Consider the following 15,137-nt stretch of genomic DNA (forward strand, 5'->3'; position numbering starts at 1 on the left):
TTGGTGTGCGCGGTGCGCTCATGCCGCAGGCGTTCGAGCTCGCGGTGCAGGCGCCGGTCGTCTTCCTGCTCAGGCGTGGGGATGCGGGCCACCGCCCACACGCGTCGCTCGCCGGATTGGTAGCGCATCAGCATGGAGAGCAGCTTGTCGCTGTCAAGCCGGTCCGTCTTGGCGCGACGGGCACGGCGGTTCACCTCGATACTGGCGGAATCCACCACGAGATTGACGATGCCGTGTTCGGTCAGCCAGCGGTGCAGCCAGAAGCCGTCACGGCCAGCCTCATAACAGCTGTAGACCGGTGCATCGGCGCCGAGATGGCAACGCGCTCTCGCGTTCGCGACGGCGGTGAGAACCGCCGTGGTATCACCCGCTGCGACTGTACAGCGGCTGGGTGCGCGCTGGCCATCACCCAGTGAGAGCTTCCAGTTCTTCTCGCCCAGTTCAAAAGCCATGTACAGGCGGCCACCTGCCGTCGTATTCTGCCCACGGAGGGCTGTGTCAGGCGTATCCATTTGCGTGCTCCTTCGGAGAAACGAGTGTGCAACTCCCGTTTTACTCCAGTCGGGCTTACTGTCACTGCCCTCCCACATAGCTTCCCAGGGCCCCCAATCGTCCCCGGTGTTCCGGAAGAAACGACGATGCGCTATAACAGAGGCGGCAGCGCCCCGATGACCGGAAGATCACTGGTGCCCGCACGCGACGTCACCGGACGCCGTGTGACGAGCCCGGCACATAGCATGGTCCGGGAATCGTCGGTGACACTGGTGAGCGGCGCGAGCTGCATCCCGTTTGAGAGATCGAGTCGATTCAGACGCTTCCCCCCTGGTGCTGCCCTCAACCAACCAGCCGGGAGCACGCCATGGCCATGCGCAGGCGGGAAGACGATGAGGTGTATCCAAACGCCGCCGCGATTGACGTGGGCGCGTCCAGCCACTGGGTGGCAGTCCCCCGGACGGCTGACGACCAGCCGGTGCGCGAATTCAGCACGATGACTGCTGACCTGCACGCGATGGCCGACTGGCTGCTCGCGTGCGGCGTCGACACCGTGGCGCTGGAATCCACCGGAGTCTACTGGATACCAGTGTACGAGGTACTCGAGCAGCGCGGGCTCACAGTCTGGCTCGTCGATGCGCGCCAGATGAAGTATGTCCCCGGCCGCAAGAGCGACGTGCAGGACTGTCTGTGGCTGCAGAAGCTCATGAGTCTCGGACTGCTGCGCGCGGCCTGGCGGCCTGCCGGCGAAGTCTGCGTGGTGCGCGCGATAGTGCGGCAGCGTGAGCTGCTGCTCACCGAACAGGGCAGCTGGATACAGCGCATGCAGAAGGCGCTGGTGCAGATGAACCTCCAGCTCACCGAGGTACTCACTGACGTGATGGGCGCGACCGGGCAGGCGATCATCCGCGCCATCGTTGCCGGCGAACGCGACCCGAAGGTACTCGCGCGTTTCCGCCACCCTCTCGTCAAGGCCAGTACCGAAGACGTCATCAGGGCGCTGACCGGCAACTGGCGCGAGGAGCACCTGTTTGTGCTCGCGCAGGCGCTTGCGATGTTCGACAGCCTCGCCGAGCGCATCCTCGAGTGCGATGCAAAGACCGAGGCGCTGCTGGTCCCGCTGGGGCGGCACGACGTCGAGCTGACCGGACCGGACAAGAAGCGCCAGAAGAACACTCCCCGGTTCGACGCGCGTACCGCGCTCGCGCGCTGGGCGGGCGTGGACCTGACGCGCATCAACGGCCTGTCCGTGGCAACCGTGATGACGATCCTCTCCGAGATCGGCCCGGACCTGAGCCGCTTCGCCAGCGTCAAGCACTTCTGTTCCTGGCTGCGCCTGTGCCCCGCCACGAAGATCAGTGGGGGCAAGACGCTGTCTTCCGGCACCCGACCCTCCGCCAACCGCGCCCGGCAGGCACTGAAGCTGGCGGCCATGAGCCTGGCGCGCAGCGACTCGGCGCTCGGCGCGTTCTACCGCCGGCTGTGCGCCCGCATGGACAAGCCGCGCGCCAATACCGCGGTGGCCCACAAGCTTGCCCGCATGGTGTACTTCATGCTCACGCGCGGCGAAGCCTTCGTCGACCAGGGGCAGCAGCGCTATGAGGAACAGCAGCGCCAGCGCAGCATCGCAGCCCTCAGGCGACGTGCTTCCGCCCTCGGATTCCAGCTCCAGCCAAACGCGCCGACTCCCTGAAAACTGATCTTTTCCGCTAGGTTTCTTGAGAGCATCTAGACACGCGACGCGAGAAGTCTGATGCCGGCAATCCCGAATACTACGGCCAGGCATCCTTCCAGGGCACGACGGGTCCGCACGTACAACCTGCGAGCCGAGTCCGTTGAAAACAATACTGCATAACCGCCGAACACCAGACATCCGATGGCCGCACAACCTGCAATTACAGCACTATGGGCTGATCCCGTGCTGTTCGACGATAGAGCAACAATTGAAACCCACACGAGGATAGCTTTTGGATTAGTGAGATGGAGCATCACTCCGCGCGAGTAGACGCTCGTCAATGTCGGTGTTCGTTCCACGTTCAGTACGGATTCAACCGCTGTCGCAAGCGCATTGCGTCCGGACTTGAAGGCTAGCCACAGGAGATATAGACCACCAAAAATCTTGACTGCAATGATGAATTGCGAATAGGCGATCAGGGCAGCTGAAACGCCTAGCGCTGCCACCGTCGCCCAAAATATTGACCCCGAGATGACACCGAGTGCGAACATAAACGCCGCTTTCCGGCCGTGACTGGCCGCGATGGACATAATTGCAAGGTTGCTCGGCCCGGGACTCGCAGTGCCAACGAAATACGCTGCATAGGCAAGCAGCAGGTTTGTCGAGAAATAGGCGTTTCCAGTCATGTTTTGGTTCCGGAAATGGAAAGTCGCCTAATTATCGGGCTTTGCCGAAACGAGCGGGAGTGGCAATATTGCCATCTTTAGAGGAATATCAGACATGCGCGCCAGTGTTCGTCGAACGAGGCGGGCGGATGGCGCCGCGTGGCCGAAGCAAGTCAAACGCCCGGGCTGCCTTCATGAATGCCTCAGTCCGACCTGTTTCGTCGAAAACCCGTGTTTCGCAAGCGGACCCGGGGCCGAACCAAACGGCAGATCAATGCGAACAACATCGCATGGACCCGACTAGCACGATTACATCGAGGAGCGCTCCGACGCATGCGCGTCGGAGCGCTTCGCACTTTAGGCGCGCAAGGGCCTTAATCCCGTGCGCACTTCGTTCGCGAAGATCATCGGTTCTTCCCATGCCGCGAAGTGCCCGCCCGTTTCGGGTTTGTTGAAGTAAATCAGGTTGTGATAGGCCTTTTCGGTCCAGGTCTTCGGCGCCTGGTAGTTTTCTCCCGGAAAAGCGCTCACAGCGGCAGGCACGTTGACGTCGGCCGCGAGGAAGAAATTCGCGTGCGACTCCCAATAGAAGCGCGCCGCCGAGATGCCGGTGTTGGTCAGCCAGTAGAGCGTGATGTCGTCGAGTATGTCGTCTCGCGTCAGCGCGCCTGCTGAATGACCGTTGACGGGATGACCGAGCACGGCTGCGCTCAACGCCGCCGCGGGCTGGCCGTAGCCGTCGCCGTGGTCGAGTAGCCAGGAAGCTAGCGCGACGGGCGAGTCGGCGAGTCCGTACAGCGTCTGCGGGCGCGTGCCCATTTCGAAAGCGTAGCCGCGCTTCTTTTTGAAGTTGGCACTCAACTGCTCGTACGCGTGCTTTTCCTCGTCCGATAAGCCGGCAGGCATCGCGTCGCCCGCGGCCAGCGACTTCAGAATCTCCGCCGGAACGCAGGCAGGGAAGTTCACATGAATGCCGATCAGTTCGGGCGGCGCCTGTTTGGCCATGATGTTCGTGACAATCCCGCCGAGATCGCCGCCCTGCGAAGCAAAGCGCTCATAGCCGAGGCGTTTCATCAATGTGACCCACGCGCGCGCGGTGCGCTCCGGTCCCCAGCCCGTTGTGGCAGGTCTCGCCGAAAAGCCGTAACCGGGCAGTGATGGGATCACGAGATGAAAGGCATCCGAAGCCGGCGCGCCGTACGCAGTCGGATTGACGAGCGGGTCGATGATCTTGAACTGTTCGATGACCGAGCCGGGCCAGCCGTGGGTCACGATCAACGGCATCGCGTTTTCGTGCTTCGACCGCACGTGGATGAAATGGATATCGAGTCCGTCAATCTCAGTGATGAACTGCGGATACGAATTCAGCCGCGCTTCGCATTTGCGCCAGTCGTAGCCGGTTGCCCAATATTGCGCGAGTCCCTGAATGGTGGCGAGCTGAATGCCCTGTGATTCGTCGGGCACCGTCTCGCGATCCGGCCAGCGCGTGGCCTTGATGCGGCGCCGCATGTCGACGAGCTGCGAGTCGGCGACGTGAACGCGGAACGGCCGGATCGCCGTCTTGTCGCCGTTCGCGGGTTCGGTGATCTTGCCGATTGCCGGGCTCGTTTCCGCGAAGGCGAGCCGGCTCAGCGAGCCTGCCGCGAGCGCCGCAGCGGCCATACCGACAAAGTGCCGGCGCGATGAGGATTGGGGCGTGTCTTTTGACATGGGATCGGTCTCCTGCCTTGGATCAGCGTGTTGCGTTGCGCGTGAAGTCTGCGATGTGCAGTCTCACGAAGTCGTACATGCTCATGGGTTTGCGGCCCGTGAGTTCGAACAGGTCGTTCGTCATGCGGTCGTATCGTCCCTGAGCGTGCAGGTCGGCCATCACGGCGAGATGATCGACGACGTGAGCGGGAATGCCGAGTTCGCGCAATTTGTCCGACCACGGCGCGACAGGCACACTCCGGTAGCGGATGGGCCGGCCGAGCGCGTCCGAAAAGACGCGCGCGGCCTGCTCGAGATCGGTTGATTCGAGGCCCGTCAGGTTATAGATCCTGCCGATGTGCGGGGCCGGGTCTTCGAGAATCACTGAGACGGCATTTGCGACGTCAACGGCTGAAATGGGCGAAGTCTTGCTATTGCCGAGCGGCAGTGCGAGTTCGTCGTTGTCGCGCACGCCGGCCGCGCCAAGCGTCAGGAAGAAGCTCTCGAGAAACGCCGTCGGCCGTACCGTGACGACGGGCAGCCCCGACCACTGCAAGACCCGCTCGGCGAGCCAGTGCAGCTTGTGCTGGGGACTGTCGGTGGTCTCCGTGATGCTCATTTCCGTGACCGTCATCTGCGACATGTTCACGATGGCTTCGACGCCATGATGATGTGCTACCGCAGCAAAATTGGCGGTTGCTTCGAGATAGTCTGCAGAGACGGACATGCCGAAATAGATACGCGAACAGCCTTCGATCGCACGGTGCATCGAGGCGAGATCGGTCAGATCGCCGACCATGACTTCGGCGCCAAGGCGGCGCAAGTCGTCCGCGCGTTCGTCTTCCTTGCGGACCAGCGCCCGCACTTTATAGCCCTTCGCGAGCAATGACGTTGTCACGTTGCGGCCAATGCCGCCAATTGCGCCTCCGGCACCCGTCACGAGAATGGGCCGATCATGGGCAGGTTTCGTTGTCATATCACATCCTTTCAAGGAAAAACTTCATTTCATTTATGTATGCATATACACACTTGTATATGAAAACATGCGCGTGTATACGTTGATCAACGCGACGATCGGGTCATCATTCGCGTGCGCCTTGCAGAAAGCCGAGCATTGTCTTCGTAACCAACTCGGGCTGCTCCTCCTGGATAAAGTGCCCACTGTTTTCTACGTCGACGGCGCTCATATTGACCGCCTTTTCTCCGACGACCATTTTCATCCACTTGTATGCGGGACCGCCCATAACGAGAACGGGCATTTGCAGTTGGCCATAATCCTTGTTGTCGCTGACGTCCTGAGGGAACGCCTGATACCACGCGTTGCCCGCGCGGATCGCGGCGGCGCTGTTATAGGCGTGCTCGTATACGGCGCGGTCGCGCGTGTCGACTGCTTTCTCATTCACAAGAAAGTAGTGGAAGAGCCAGTCCTGTTCAAGCCGGACGCGGCCTGCCAGCAGCTTCTCCGGCAAACCTCTGACCTGATTGAACGCGAACCACCACAGGTTCGGGCGCGCCGAACCCAGCCTGTCACCGTATGCGCCTTGGGCGGGTAGAAGCGGAAAAGTCTGCAGGCTATCGTCGGGATGCGGAAACTCCATCATCACCAGCTTGTCGGTGGCTTCCGGATAGTTCTCCGCGTAGGCGAACGCCACAGCCGAGCCGATGTCGTGTCCCGCAATCGCAACCTTGTCGTATCCAAGCGATTGCGTCAGTTCATGGATATCAGCGGCCATCGTTTTCTTGTCATAGCCGTCAACGGGTTTCGACGACGCGCCCATGCCGCGCAGATCCACCACGATCACGGTGTAGTGCTCGGCGAGCGCCGGCATGATCTTGTGGAAGGTCCACCACGTTTCGGGCCAACCGGGCAGCAACACGAGCGGCTCGCCCTTGCCGCCGACCACATAATGCAGCCGTACGCCGTTGACGGTTGCATAGCCATTTCTGAATCCGGGCAGCGACTTCACCAGCGTCCCGTCCGAGATGTCGGTCCTTGCGGCCGCCTGCTTGCGCGAATGCGTTGCAGCTGGCGTATCTGTTGCGGACGTCTGCGTGTAGCCTGGGGAAGCGGCCGCCATCAGCGCCGCAACGACGATACTCGCGCAGCCGGTCCTGATCATTGCTTTCAAAGCAAATTCTCCTTGGATAGAGGGGCAATTCGAAGTTCGCAGGTCATGCAGCCTGGGTGCGCAGATCGTCGGAACCCTGGTCGTTGACGATCATCGGGTGCGAAGCGCGTTCGTGAACATGCGCGGTCGGCGTACGGTCGATCATCAGACTCAGCAATTCGGGGCGGTTGTAGTGGCCGGACGAGTCCATCAGCAGTTTCCGACGGTCGATTTGCGTGAAGTCGAGATCGACGATCACTTCGCCTTCACCCGAGCGAAGCGGCTCGGCCATCAGCATGCCGTCAGGAGCGACGATCGTGGTGAAGCAGCCGCCCGAGATCGGACCGATTCCACAACCGGTATCTTTCATGATTTGCGCCTGCTGGTCCGCGTCCAACCACGCCGTTGCATTGACGACGAAAGCGCCGGACTCGAGCGCATGCTGGCGGATATTGATTTCCATCCGCTGGGCGAAGCCCTCACCAAAGGCCGAGCCCGGGTACATCGCCGAGTGGATCTGCTCGCCGTCGGCGATCATCGCGTAGCGGGCGAGCGGGTTGTTGTGCTCGAAGCATGCGAGCTGGCCGATGCGGCCGACTGCGCTGTCGACTGCACGCAGGCCCGAGCCATCTCCCTGGCCCCAGATCATGCGTTCGAAATGCGTCGGCGTGATCTTGCGGCGGCGCTGGATCAGCGTACCGTCAGCATCGAAGAGCAATTGTGTGTTGTACAGCGTGCCGCCATCGCGCTCATTGACGCCAATGGACACGACCATGCCGGCCTTTCGCGCGGCTTCGCCGATCGCGTCGGTAGCAGCGGACGGCACAGTCACAGCCTGTTCGAGCAGGCGCAGATGTTCGGTGCCCGACAGAAGCTCGATGCCCGTCTGGACGGCCGCAAAGTAAGGGTAATAAGGCACGACCGTTTCGGGGAAGGTGGCGAACTGCACGCCCTTCTGGCCCAGTTCGTGGATCTTCTGCACGACCTTGGCGACGGTTGCTTCACGGCTATAGAGCACCGGGCTGAACTGGACGGCGGCGGCTTTGACGACTTTCATGACAAACTCCTTGACGAGGGGGGAGGGGTACCAGGCGTTGGTCAATCTTGCATATGCAACATCGACCGAAAAATTTCAGACCATGCGCAGCGGCAATTTGCGCGCGATATTCATGAGTTCATGGGCGCAGCCTTCGCCGAGGAGGCGCGTCGCGTGGCTCTGTGCAGCCGACCACGCGCTCGCGGCGGTTTTGAGCAGCGCCTTGCCTTCGCGCGTGACCGAGAGAGGGCGGCTTCGACCATCGCTTGCCGGGACGCCCTCGGCGACCCAGCCCTGCGCGATCAGCGGCTGCAGATTCCTTGTCAGCGTCGAGCGCTCGTGATGATTCCGTCGGCCCAGATCTGAGCGGCTAATAGGCCCGAACTCCGCGATCAGCACGAGCAATGAGAACTGCGGCGCCACGATGCCGAACGGACGCAACGCATCGTCATAGACGGAGGTCAAGACGCGAGAGATCTGCCGGGCGCGCGTCAGCAGACAATTGCGCGCGATCTGGCTGCTCAGCGGTTCATCCGCGATGCGGTCCAGTTCAACGGTTCCGTTCGACTCGTGTTGCATATGCACTACCTCGGTAAGCCCAGTTTTTGCGGCGCGGTGTTTTGCTCGCGATGGGCGTATTTGAGCGGATGAACGTATCCCGCTTGTGTCCGAGAGTCGCTTGTGTGTAAGCGCGCGTATCCCTATCTGTTGTAGATACGTTGAGATACAAAAAGGCAGTGCGGGGAAAGAGGGAGGGAAATGACGAGGGCTGCGGCGTGATGATCTCGCGAGGCCTCAGCCGCCGTTGCGGCCTGACTCGGTTTCTATATTCTCCGCCGCGGCACGCGAGAACCGCATTTGATATTCACTCGGCGACAACCCGGTCTTGCGCTTGAACAATTGCCGAAATGTGCTGATATCGCCATAACCGACCCGCTGACTCACCGCCTCAAGCCCAATTGGTCGCGTTTCCAGCAACCTTTTCGCGACCTCGATGCGCAGATTCTGCAGATACGCCAACGGTGCGAGCCCGACGGCTTCCTTGAAACGGCGATTGAGCGTGCGTTCGCTGACAGCAAGCGACGCCGCGAGATCGCTCAACCGGAATCCCTGCTGCAACGTAGCCTCCATCTGCTGCTGGGCGCGCGCGACGAGCGTGTCGGTATGCCCATGTTCGTCGAGAAGCGTTGCAAAGGAAGCCTGCGAAGTCCGGTTCATGTCGATCAACAGCGCCTTCGCGGTCAACGTGGCAAGTTCTTCGCCGGCGAACGTTTCGACGAGGCGCACCGCGAGATTCAGATACGACGTCACGGAACCGCCCGAGATGATGCCGTCTTGCGCGATCAGCAGTTCCTGTGCGCGAACTTCGACACGCGGATAGCGGCGCGCGAAGTCCGCGGCTCTCGCCCAGTGCGTTGTTGCGGCGCGGCCATCCAGCAGGCCCGCCTCGGCGAGCAGGTAGTTGGCCGTGCAATAAGCCGCCAGCACGGCACCCGCCTTACGTTGACGCCGCAGTGCGGAAGACAGCGCGTTCAACTGCTCGCGGCGCCCGATGAACTCGTCGATGTTCGAGAAAAACGGTGCCGTCAGCAGAACGGCGTCCGCCCGTTTGCGCGGGTCGATCTTACCGTCGACGTGAATGGTCTGGCCCGACGCAGCCGTGACGGGTTGCCCGTCGAGAGATTCCACGCGCCATGCAAACATTGGCGCGGATGTCGTGCCCGGTGCAGCCTTACGCGCATGGAACTGATTGGCCGCGCTGAAGACGTCAACAGGGCCCGCGACGCCGGACGCGAGGATTCCGTCATAGACCCAGATGCGGACGATGGCCATTGCGTGTCTGAAATTCCCTGAATAATGGCGATGCTGCCACTTCCGGCCGCACGAGTAAACCCCGATCATGGCCACATTCAATGACCTGAAAGCAGGAGCAGCACCATGCCAATGATCGATGCACTGTGGCCCGAAGACGCCTTGACGCCCGAGGCCGAAGCGCGCCTCGTCAAGGAACTGACCGACATCCTCATCAAGGCGGAAGGGTACGATCCCGCCAATCCGATCGCACAGCGAGTCACCGTGTTCCATCTTCATCGGCCTGCTGCGATCTACATCGGCGGCGAACGCACGAACACGATACGCTACCGGATCATTCCGTCCGCACCCGAAGGGCAATACACCGACGAATCGCGTCGCTCGCTCGTCAGAAACGTCACGGAAGCAGTGGCGCGCGCGGAGAACCGGCCGTTCGATGACGTCGCGCCGCGCGTCTGGGTCTTCCCGACCGAGATTCCGGATGGCGCCTGGGGGACACGCGGCGCGATCTGGATGCTGCCCGATATTCATGCGCTCCTGGCGGGCGAGTCTGAGCGCGGCGCGGGCGTTGGACGCCTCGCGCGACGCCGCCTCGAAAAGGCGGCCATCACGCTCGAAGCAGCGCTCGATGCCGCTAGCGCAGGCATGACGAGCAAACCGTAACTGGAGCCCCAGCATGAAATTCAATGACACAGCCCCCGTGCTGGCGCCCGCAGGCGGTCCGCCGCTCTGGCTGGCGAGGCTCGCCGAAAGCGCGACGCTCGAAGCCACCGTCCTGAAGCGTCCGATCGAGGGACGAGCCGATATTCTCTCCGTGATCAAACACGCGATTTCGCTCTACGAATTCCAGCATCACAGCTACAAGGGCGAGATCGGCGACGGTTTGTACATGGAATCCTATCGGTCGCAGATCCAGGGCGTGCCGATCGAAACGGTGGTCGTCGCGCATCTGAACGAACAGGGCGAGACGGATTCCGTGGTCATCAATCATCGCCCGCTCAACGCAGCGCTGCTGTTTTCGAAACGGATGTGGGAACGCGTCGATGAGCGCTTCCGCGATTGCTATCTGACGGGACCAGAAGCCGCAGCGCTGGATACGGCATGGGGTGTGGCTTCGTGCCAGCCTCCTTGTATTGAAGAGTTGCCGTAACGAACGATCTATCGATCGAAGCAGTGAGGATTTTGCAATGACTGATGCACTTGATGGCGTACGCGAACACTATCGCGCGACCGGCCTAACCGAGCGGCTGAAGATCGCACTCACGGTCCTTGGGCCAGAGGATCAGCCGCTCACACCACAGCAACTGGGCGCCCCGACCACTTTCACACGCATGGGCTTGCTGCCACCGGCGATCTTGCCCAACTGGCCGGAATCTCCGCCGACATGTCGGTACTGGACGTTGGATGAAACGCCTTCTTCTTAATTTGACAACAGCCTCTGTGCTGGTCGCTTCTGCTGGAGTTTCCATGGCGCAAACCACTCCGATGCCAACCACGCCAACCACGAAGATATTGGCGATTGGCACCTTTCCACCGGGCACCGACATGCAACTTGTCCAACGCATTCTTCCGACCGAAGTTCGCGATACGGCGCAACTCTACCTCGAGGGCAAGATTGACCAGTGGTATTCACTGCAAGACCGGGCTGGGGTGGCGTTCATCCTGAACGTTACGGACGTAAGTCAAGCGCATGAAATGCTTGAGTCACTTCCCTTGGGGAAAGCGCACTTAATGACATTCTCGCTGCTCCCAATCGGTCCACTGAAGCCGTTGAGTAAGCTTTTGAATCCCCCGTCTCCCCAGTAGAAAGCGCTAGAGCGTACTGGGCTGCTGCGCCGCCGGTTTTCCTGGAGAGGCAGGCAACACGGGCAGCTAGACGCACGCTAGCATGTCCTGATCCGCTGCGCGAATCGCGCGAGCTCGTCGATGCGGTGCTTCGCGATGGTCGTATGGCAGAAAAGGGCATTTGAGAATGTCGATGCACGATCGACCCTGACATGGACTTGATTGCGCCGGCTGAAGATTACTTGTCGGGCGTGGTTGCGCAGCATCTTCCTGTCGAGCGGCTACTGCGTTTCGCTCAACACTGTTGCAGCACGCGTTATGTGCTTTCTGATCGGAGCCGCGACCGCAGTCAGGACCATGGCTTCTTCAAGCTTTGCCAGGATCGCGTTGGAAGGTGGCTGACGGTATCGATGACGGTATCCCTGCAGAAGTCGTATTCGGATGCCCGGTGTTCGTGATGTTTGAAGGAAAGCGCACGTTGCTTTTCCGATGCAGTCCAGCCAAAGCTGATAACTGCCGACCGGATTTTTCGGTATGGCTGACGGTATCGTCGCTACCCGACCGGGCGGAGAGGTCGCCTCCACAAGGGCCCGGACGCCGATTGACGATCGAGTGGGAGTGAATTGACGTCCTTCGGGGACTATCCCCAGCTATCGAAAAACTGCCATAACGTGTTGATTTTCAAGAAAATACGTCGCTGCATCTATCGGTGGCTATCGCCGGCCAGCAAAACAGGTTGACGGTAGAACTGACGGTAAGAATCGAGGCCGAATTAAGACTCTCCCGTTCACTACTCAGACTTTTACCGTCTTTGACGGTAAAAGTGGCTGCGGCGCAGCGGTATTTCGAAAAGTCGATCGCCCAGAATGGCGAACCCGAAACGGTGACGATCGACAAAAGCGGTGCCAATCTGGCTGCACTGGAAGCCATCAACGCCGAGCGCGAAACGCCAATCAGGATCCGCCAGACGAAGTGCCTGAACAACATCATCGACCAGGACCACAGCGCGATCAAGCGGCGTACCCGGCCCATGCTCGGGTTCAAAAATTTTCGGTGCGCCCGCATCCTGCCTGGTGGCATTGAGGTGGCGCGCATGATCGCAAGGGGCAGATGAAAGACAACGGCGCCCAGCAAACTAATGAATCGCAAACCGAGCAAATAATCGTCCTCATACATTTATATCTACAACGCTTTATTAAAAATCAGAATTACTCGCGTAGTGTTCAACCCGTTTCCTTGAGCTACAGGCAACGTCACCTTAAGCTTCACCGAAGCGTGCCATTTTGGAATGTCGTACGCCACAACCGGGCCCAGAGCGAGAGCGAATAGTTTTTTTCCATTTGGCGCGACGGGCATTCCATTCTGGATATCTTCCTGCCACTGCTTTGCATAGTAGCCCGCAAGCCCCGCCTGCCAGTGTCCCATTCTCTCTGTTACCGCGAAATCTATGTCTCCAACCAAGCCGGTGGAGTAATTCGTACGATTGTTTTTCGATGCGAAATCAAAAAACATAGCGCTACTGAATTCAAGTCCATCGCCTAGAGGGTGTTAGGCACTTTTCGCCAGACCTGGTACCCTGGCGGAATGACAGAACGCAAGCCATACCCCACAGATGTCACAGATGAAGAGTGGAGCTTTGCGGCTCCCTATCTAACGTTGATGAATGAAGATGCGCCACAGCGGCGGTATGAACTGCGCGAGATGTTCAATGCGTTGCGCTGGATGGCGCGGGCGGGTGCGTCGTGGCGTATGCTGCCGACCAATTTTCCGCCATGGGAGTTGGTCTACCAGCAAACGCAACGCTGGTTGAACGCGGGCTGCTTCGAGGCAATGGTCAGTGATCTGCGATCCGTAATTCGGGTCGCGCAGGAGCGTCAGGGTCAGCCCAGTGCGGTGATCCTGGATGGGCGCACCCTGCAGTCCACCTGCGAGAGCGGACCGCGCGCGGGTTACGACGGTCACAAGCGCAAGCGAGGCAGCAAAGTCCATATGGCTGTCGACACGTTAGGTCTGCTGCTGGCGGTGCACATCACGCCGGCCAACGAGCAGGAGCGCGCACAGGTAGCCGAGCTTGCGCGTCAGGTTCAGCAGGCAACCGGTCAGACGGTAAAGCTTGCATTCGCTGACCAGGGCTATACCGGTGACACAGCTCGACAGGCTGCGCATGACGAAGGCATCGAACTGCAGATCATCAAACTGCCAGAGGCGAAGAAGGGCTTCGTGCTGCTGCCGCGCCGATGGGTTGTCGAACGTAGTTTCGGCTGGCTCAACCGGTTCCGGCGACTGGCGCGAGACTACGAGCGCCTACCTGAAACGTTAGCAGGCCTCCACTTCGTTGTCTTCGCCATGCTCATGCTTGTACATGTTGCGCCGACTGTCCAAGTTCCTAACACCCTCTAGGCTCAAGAGTATGCATCGGAGCGGCTCGACAAACGTGACGTTGATATGGAAGGGCCGGGGCCATTGCTTCGTGCGCTACGCTGACGACGTTTATGTGTAAGTTCGCAGCCACCGAGCGACGAACGGGTGACTGCGCTGTTGCGGTGCCTGTACGGACACTGTGCCCGAAGGTCAACGAGGGGGCGTACCCCATCTATGGGTCATGTAGAAGGAGGATGCAATCGACCCAACCGCCGGAACGCAAGCTCTGCTTGGCAACAGGGTGATGCCCATATAGGGCTTGACCATTTGTGCGACACCATCGCTCGCATCGCTGCGTATTCAGTTGATCGCATGGGTGAGTTGCCGCCATGGGCGGTCGATGATCTTCTTCAGTTAGGGAAGGAGTGACAGGAACCGGACGGCAGCCCTGTCTGTGTCGATGACAATGCTCCCTGTGAATGCCGACGAAAATCCATTGATGAAGCGGTTCCTCATGCCAGGTTCCGGGAAGCGTTCTCTCGTCATCGTGCCCTCGACGTAATACGTCGAGTGGTATTCTTGTGGACGAACAGACGAGGCACGCTCGTATCCGTCCCAGGCCATGCATGCCGGGCCCTACCCACCTGCGCCGCGCAAAGAGCCGTCGCCGGATAAAGGCGGTGAAGGTCAGTTTTCGCTTCTGGGCTAATGCCACATCAGCCATTCTTCGAGAAGACGCCTGGTAGCCAGATCAGATTGCCGACACCAGGCGTGCGTTGACTACTATCCCTGAGCCGGATTGGCCGGTACACGAACGGACTGGCAGTGCTCGCGCTCGGCGATCGACTCCAGCGCTTGCAACTCACTGTCCAGCAACTTGCTGTCGATGCCGCTCGCGGCAAGTTCCGCCCTTAGCCGCTCAATGTTGGCGATCCGCGAATTGATCACGTCGCACGGTGTGAGATACGGCACTTTTCCGGTGGCGGGGAAGGTGTTGTGCACTGTTCGCATAAATTCCATGACAGATTGATCGCTTTGAACTGGACGGTCGGGTGGAATGTGAATGATCTGTCCGGACGCGGTAATCCCAACGATTCCTCCATCATTGTGGTTGTATGGCGAAAGTAGGTATATGAGAATTTCGACGTACGATTGCCCCCTGACATGAACTTGATCGCGCCGGCTGAAGCTTGATACGCTTGTCGGGCGCAATTGCGCAGCATTTTCCTGTCGAGCGGCAACTGCGTTTGAAGTTGACCCGCAAAAACGGACGCCTATTCTTTTGAAGAGGAGGTGCCGAAATGGGCAAACATCGTACCCCGTACCCGGCGGAATTCCGGGCGCAAATGGTTGAGCTGGTGAAGGCTGGACGCACGCCGGAGGAGCTGGAAAAGGAGTTCGAGCCGACCGCGCAGACCATCTACAACTGGGTCGCGCAGGCGGGTCGCGATGCGGGCGTGCGTCATGACGGGCTGACCACGGCCGAGCGGCAGGAGCTGACCAGGCTGCGTCGT

The 15,137-nt window shown here is 60.2% G+C and carries 15 protein-coding genes and 3 pseudogenes; 8 read left to right on the forward strand and 10 right to left on the reverse strand.

Going from position 1 to position 15,137, the window contains the following annotated elements; translation table 11 throughout:
* A pseudogene (locus GNZ12_RS02995) lies at positions 1-512 on the reverse strand (IS110 family transposase); the annotation flags it as partial.
* 347 nt (positions 513-859) lie between these two features.
* On the opposite strand from GNZ12_RS02995, the gene GNZ12_RS03000 reads away from it, so the two are divergent.
* Positions 860-2,185, forward strand: coding sequence for an IS110 family RNA-guided transposase (locus GNZ12_RS03000; RefSeq protein ID WP_172308935.1), 1,326 nt, complete (start codon positions 860-862; stop codon positions 2,183-2,185).
* Positions 2,186-2,220: 35 nt separating this feature from the next.
* Here GNZ12_RS03000 and GNZ12_RS03005 read toward each other — a convergent pair whose 3' ends face one another.
* From GNZ12_RS03005 to GNZ12_RS03035, 7 genes are all read right to left on the reverse strand, one after another.
* Positions 2,221-2,853, reverse strand: a complete 633-nt coding sequence (locus GNZ12_RS03005) for a LysE family translocator (RefSeq protein WP_172308936.1) — start codon at positions 2,851-2,853, stop codon at positions 2,221-2,223.
* Between the two features lie 336 nt (positions 2,854-3,189).
* Entirely contained in the window at positions 3,190-4,542 is a 1,353-nt protein-coding gene (locus GNZ12_RS03010; RefSeq protein WP_172308937.1) for an epoxide hydrolase, read from the reverse strand.
* Positions 4,543-4,564: 22 nt separating this feature from the next.
* Complete coding sequence (locus GNZ12_RS03015; RefSeq protein ID WP_172308938.1) at positions 4,565-5,497, reverse strand: NmrA family NAD(P)-binding protein; 933 nt, start codon at positions 5,495-5,497, stop codon at positions 4,565-4,567.
* Between the two features lie 106 nt (positions 5,498-5,603).
* The gene (locus tag GNZ12_RS03020; protein WP_235993559.1) at positions 5,604-6,641 is read right to left on the reverse strand and encodes an alpha/beta fold hydrolase; all 1,038 of its coding nucleotides are present in this window, start codon (positions 6,639-6,641) and stop codon (positions 5,604-5,606) included.
* Positions 6,642-6,693: 52 nt separating this feature from the next.
* Positions 6,694-7,686: a carbon-nitrogen hydrolase family protein gene (locus GNZ12_RS03025; RefSeq protein ID WP_172308939.1), complete on the reverse strand. Its 993-nt coding sequence runs from the start codon at positions 7,684-7,686 to the stop codon at positions 6,694-6,696.
* A 75-nt stretch (positions 7,687-7,761) separates the two neighbouring features.
* Positions 7,762-8,244 carry a MarR family winged helix-turn-helix transcriptional regulator gene (locus GNZ12_RS03030; RefSeq protein WP_172308940.1) on the reverse strand — a complete coding sequence of 161 codons (483 nt, stop codon included), beginning with the start codon at positions 8,242-8,244 and terminating at the stop codon, positions 7,762-7,764.
* Between the two features lie 216 nt (positions 8,245-8,460).
* A complete protein-coding gene (locus GNZ12_RS03035; protein WP_172308941.1) occupies positions 8,461-9,498 on the reverse strand; it encodes a GlxA family transcriptional regulator in 1,038 nt (345 codons plus the stop codon).
* A 105-nt stretch (positions 9,499-9,603) separates the two neighbouring features.
* Between GNZ12_RS03035 and GNZ12_RS03040 the strand changes: the two genes are divergently transcribed.
* The 5 genes and pseudogenes from GNZ12_RS03040 to GNZ12_RS03060 all read left to right on the forward strand — a co-directional run.
* On the forward strand, positions 9,604-10,140 hold the full coding sequence (locus GNZ12_RS03040; RefSeq protein WP_172308942.1) for a tautomerase family protein: 537 nt from the start codon (positions 9,604-9,606) through the stop codon (positions 10,138-10,140).
* A gap of 13 nt (positions 10,141-10,153) precedes the next feature.
* Positions 10,154-10,627 carry a hypothetical protein gene (locus tag GNZ12_RS03045; RefSeq protein WP_172308943.1) on the forward strand — a complete coding sequence of 158 codons (474 nt, stop codon included), beginning with the start codon at positions 10,154-10,156 and terminating at the stop codon, positions 10,625-10,627.
* A gap of 37 nt (positions 10,628-10,664) precedes the next feature.
* The gene (locus GNZ12_RS03050) at positions 10,665-10,901 is read left to right on the forward strand and encodes a hypothetical protein (RefSeq protein WP_235993556.1); all 237 of its coding nucleotides are present in this window, start codon (positions 10,665-10,667) and stop codon (positions 10,899-10,901) included.
* Positions 10,882-11,283, forward strand: a complete 402-nt coding sequence (locus tag GNZ12_RS03055; RefSeq protein ID WP_235993557.1) for a hypothetical protein — start codon at positions 10,882-10,884, stop codon at positions 11,281-11,283. Before GNZ12_RS03050 ends, GNZ12_RS03055 begins: the two co-directional genes overlap by 20 nt.
* 805 nt (positions 11,284-12,088) lie before the next feature.
* Positions 12,089-12,426, forward strand: a pseudogene (locus GNZ12_RS03060) (DDE-type integrase/transposase/recombinase); the annotation flags it as partial.
* Positions 12,427-12,444: 18 nt separating this feature from the next.
* Here the strand turns inward: GNZ12_RS03060 and GNZ12_RS03065 are convergent.
* Positions 12,445-12,792, reverse strand: a pseudogene (locus GNZ12_RS03065) (transporter); the annotation flags it as partial.
* 54 nt (positions 12,793-12,846) lie between these two features.
* Between GNZ12_RS03065 and GNZ12_RS03070 the strand changes: the two are divergent.
* Positions 12,847-13,662, forward strand: a complete 816-nt coding sequence (locus GNZ12_RS03070) for an IS5 family transposase (protein WP_172308945.1) — start codon at positions 12,847-12,849, stop codon at positions 13,660-13,662.
* A 744-nt stretch (positions 13,663-14,406) separates the two neighbouring features.
* On the opposite strand, the gene GNZ12_RS03075 is transcribed toward GNZ12_RS03070, so the two are convergent.
* Positions 14,407-14,643, reverse strand: coding sequence for a hypothetical protein (locus tag GNZ12_RS03075; protein WP_172308946.1), 237 nt, complete (start codon positions 14,641-14,643; stop codon positions 14,407-14,409).
* Between the two features lie 281 nt (positions 14,644-14,924).
* On the opposite strand from GNZ12_RS03075, the gene GNZ12_RS03080 reads away from it, so the two are divergent.
* A partial coding sequence (locus GNZ12_RS03080; RefSeq protein WP_172308947.1) for a transposase occupies positions 14,925-15,137 on the forward strand: 213 nt, incomplete at its 3' end.

It is taken from the genome of Paraburkholderia solitsugae, assembly GCF_013177695.1.
Taxonomy (GTDB): Bacteria; Pseudomonadota; Gammaproteobacteria; order Burkholderiales; family Burkholderiaceae; genus Paraburkholderia; species Paraburkholderia solitsugae.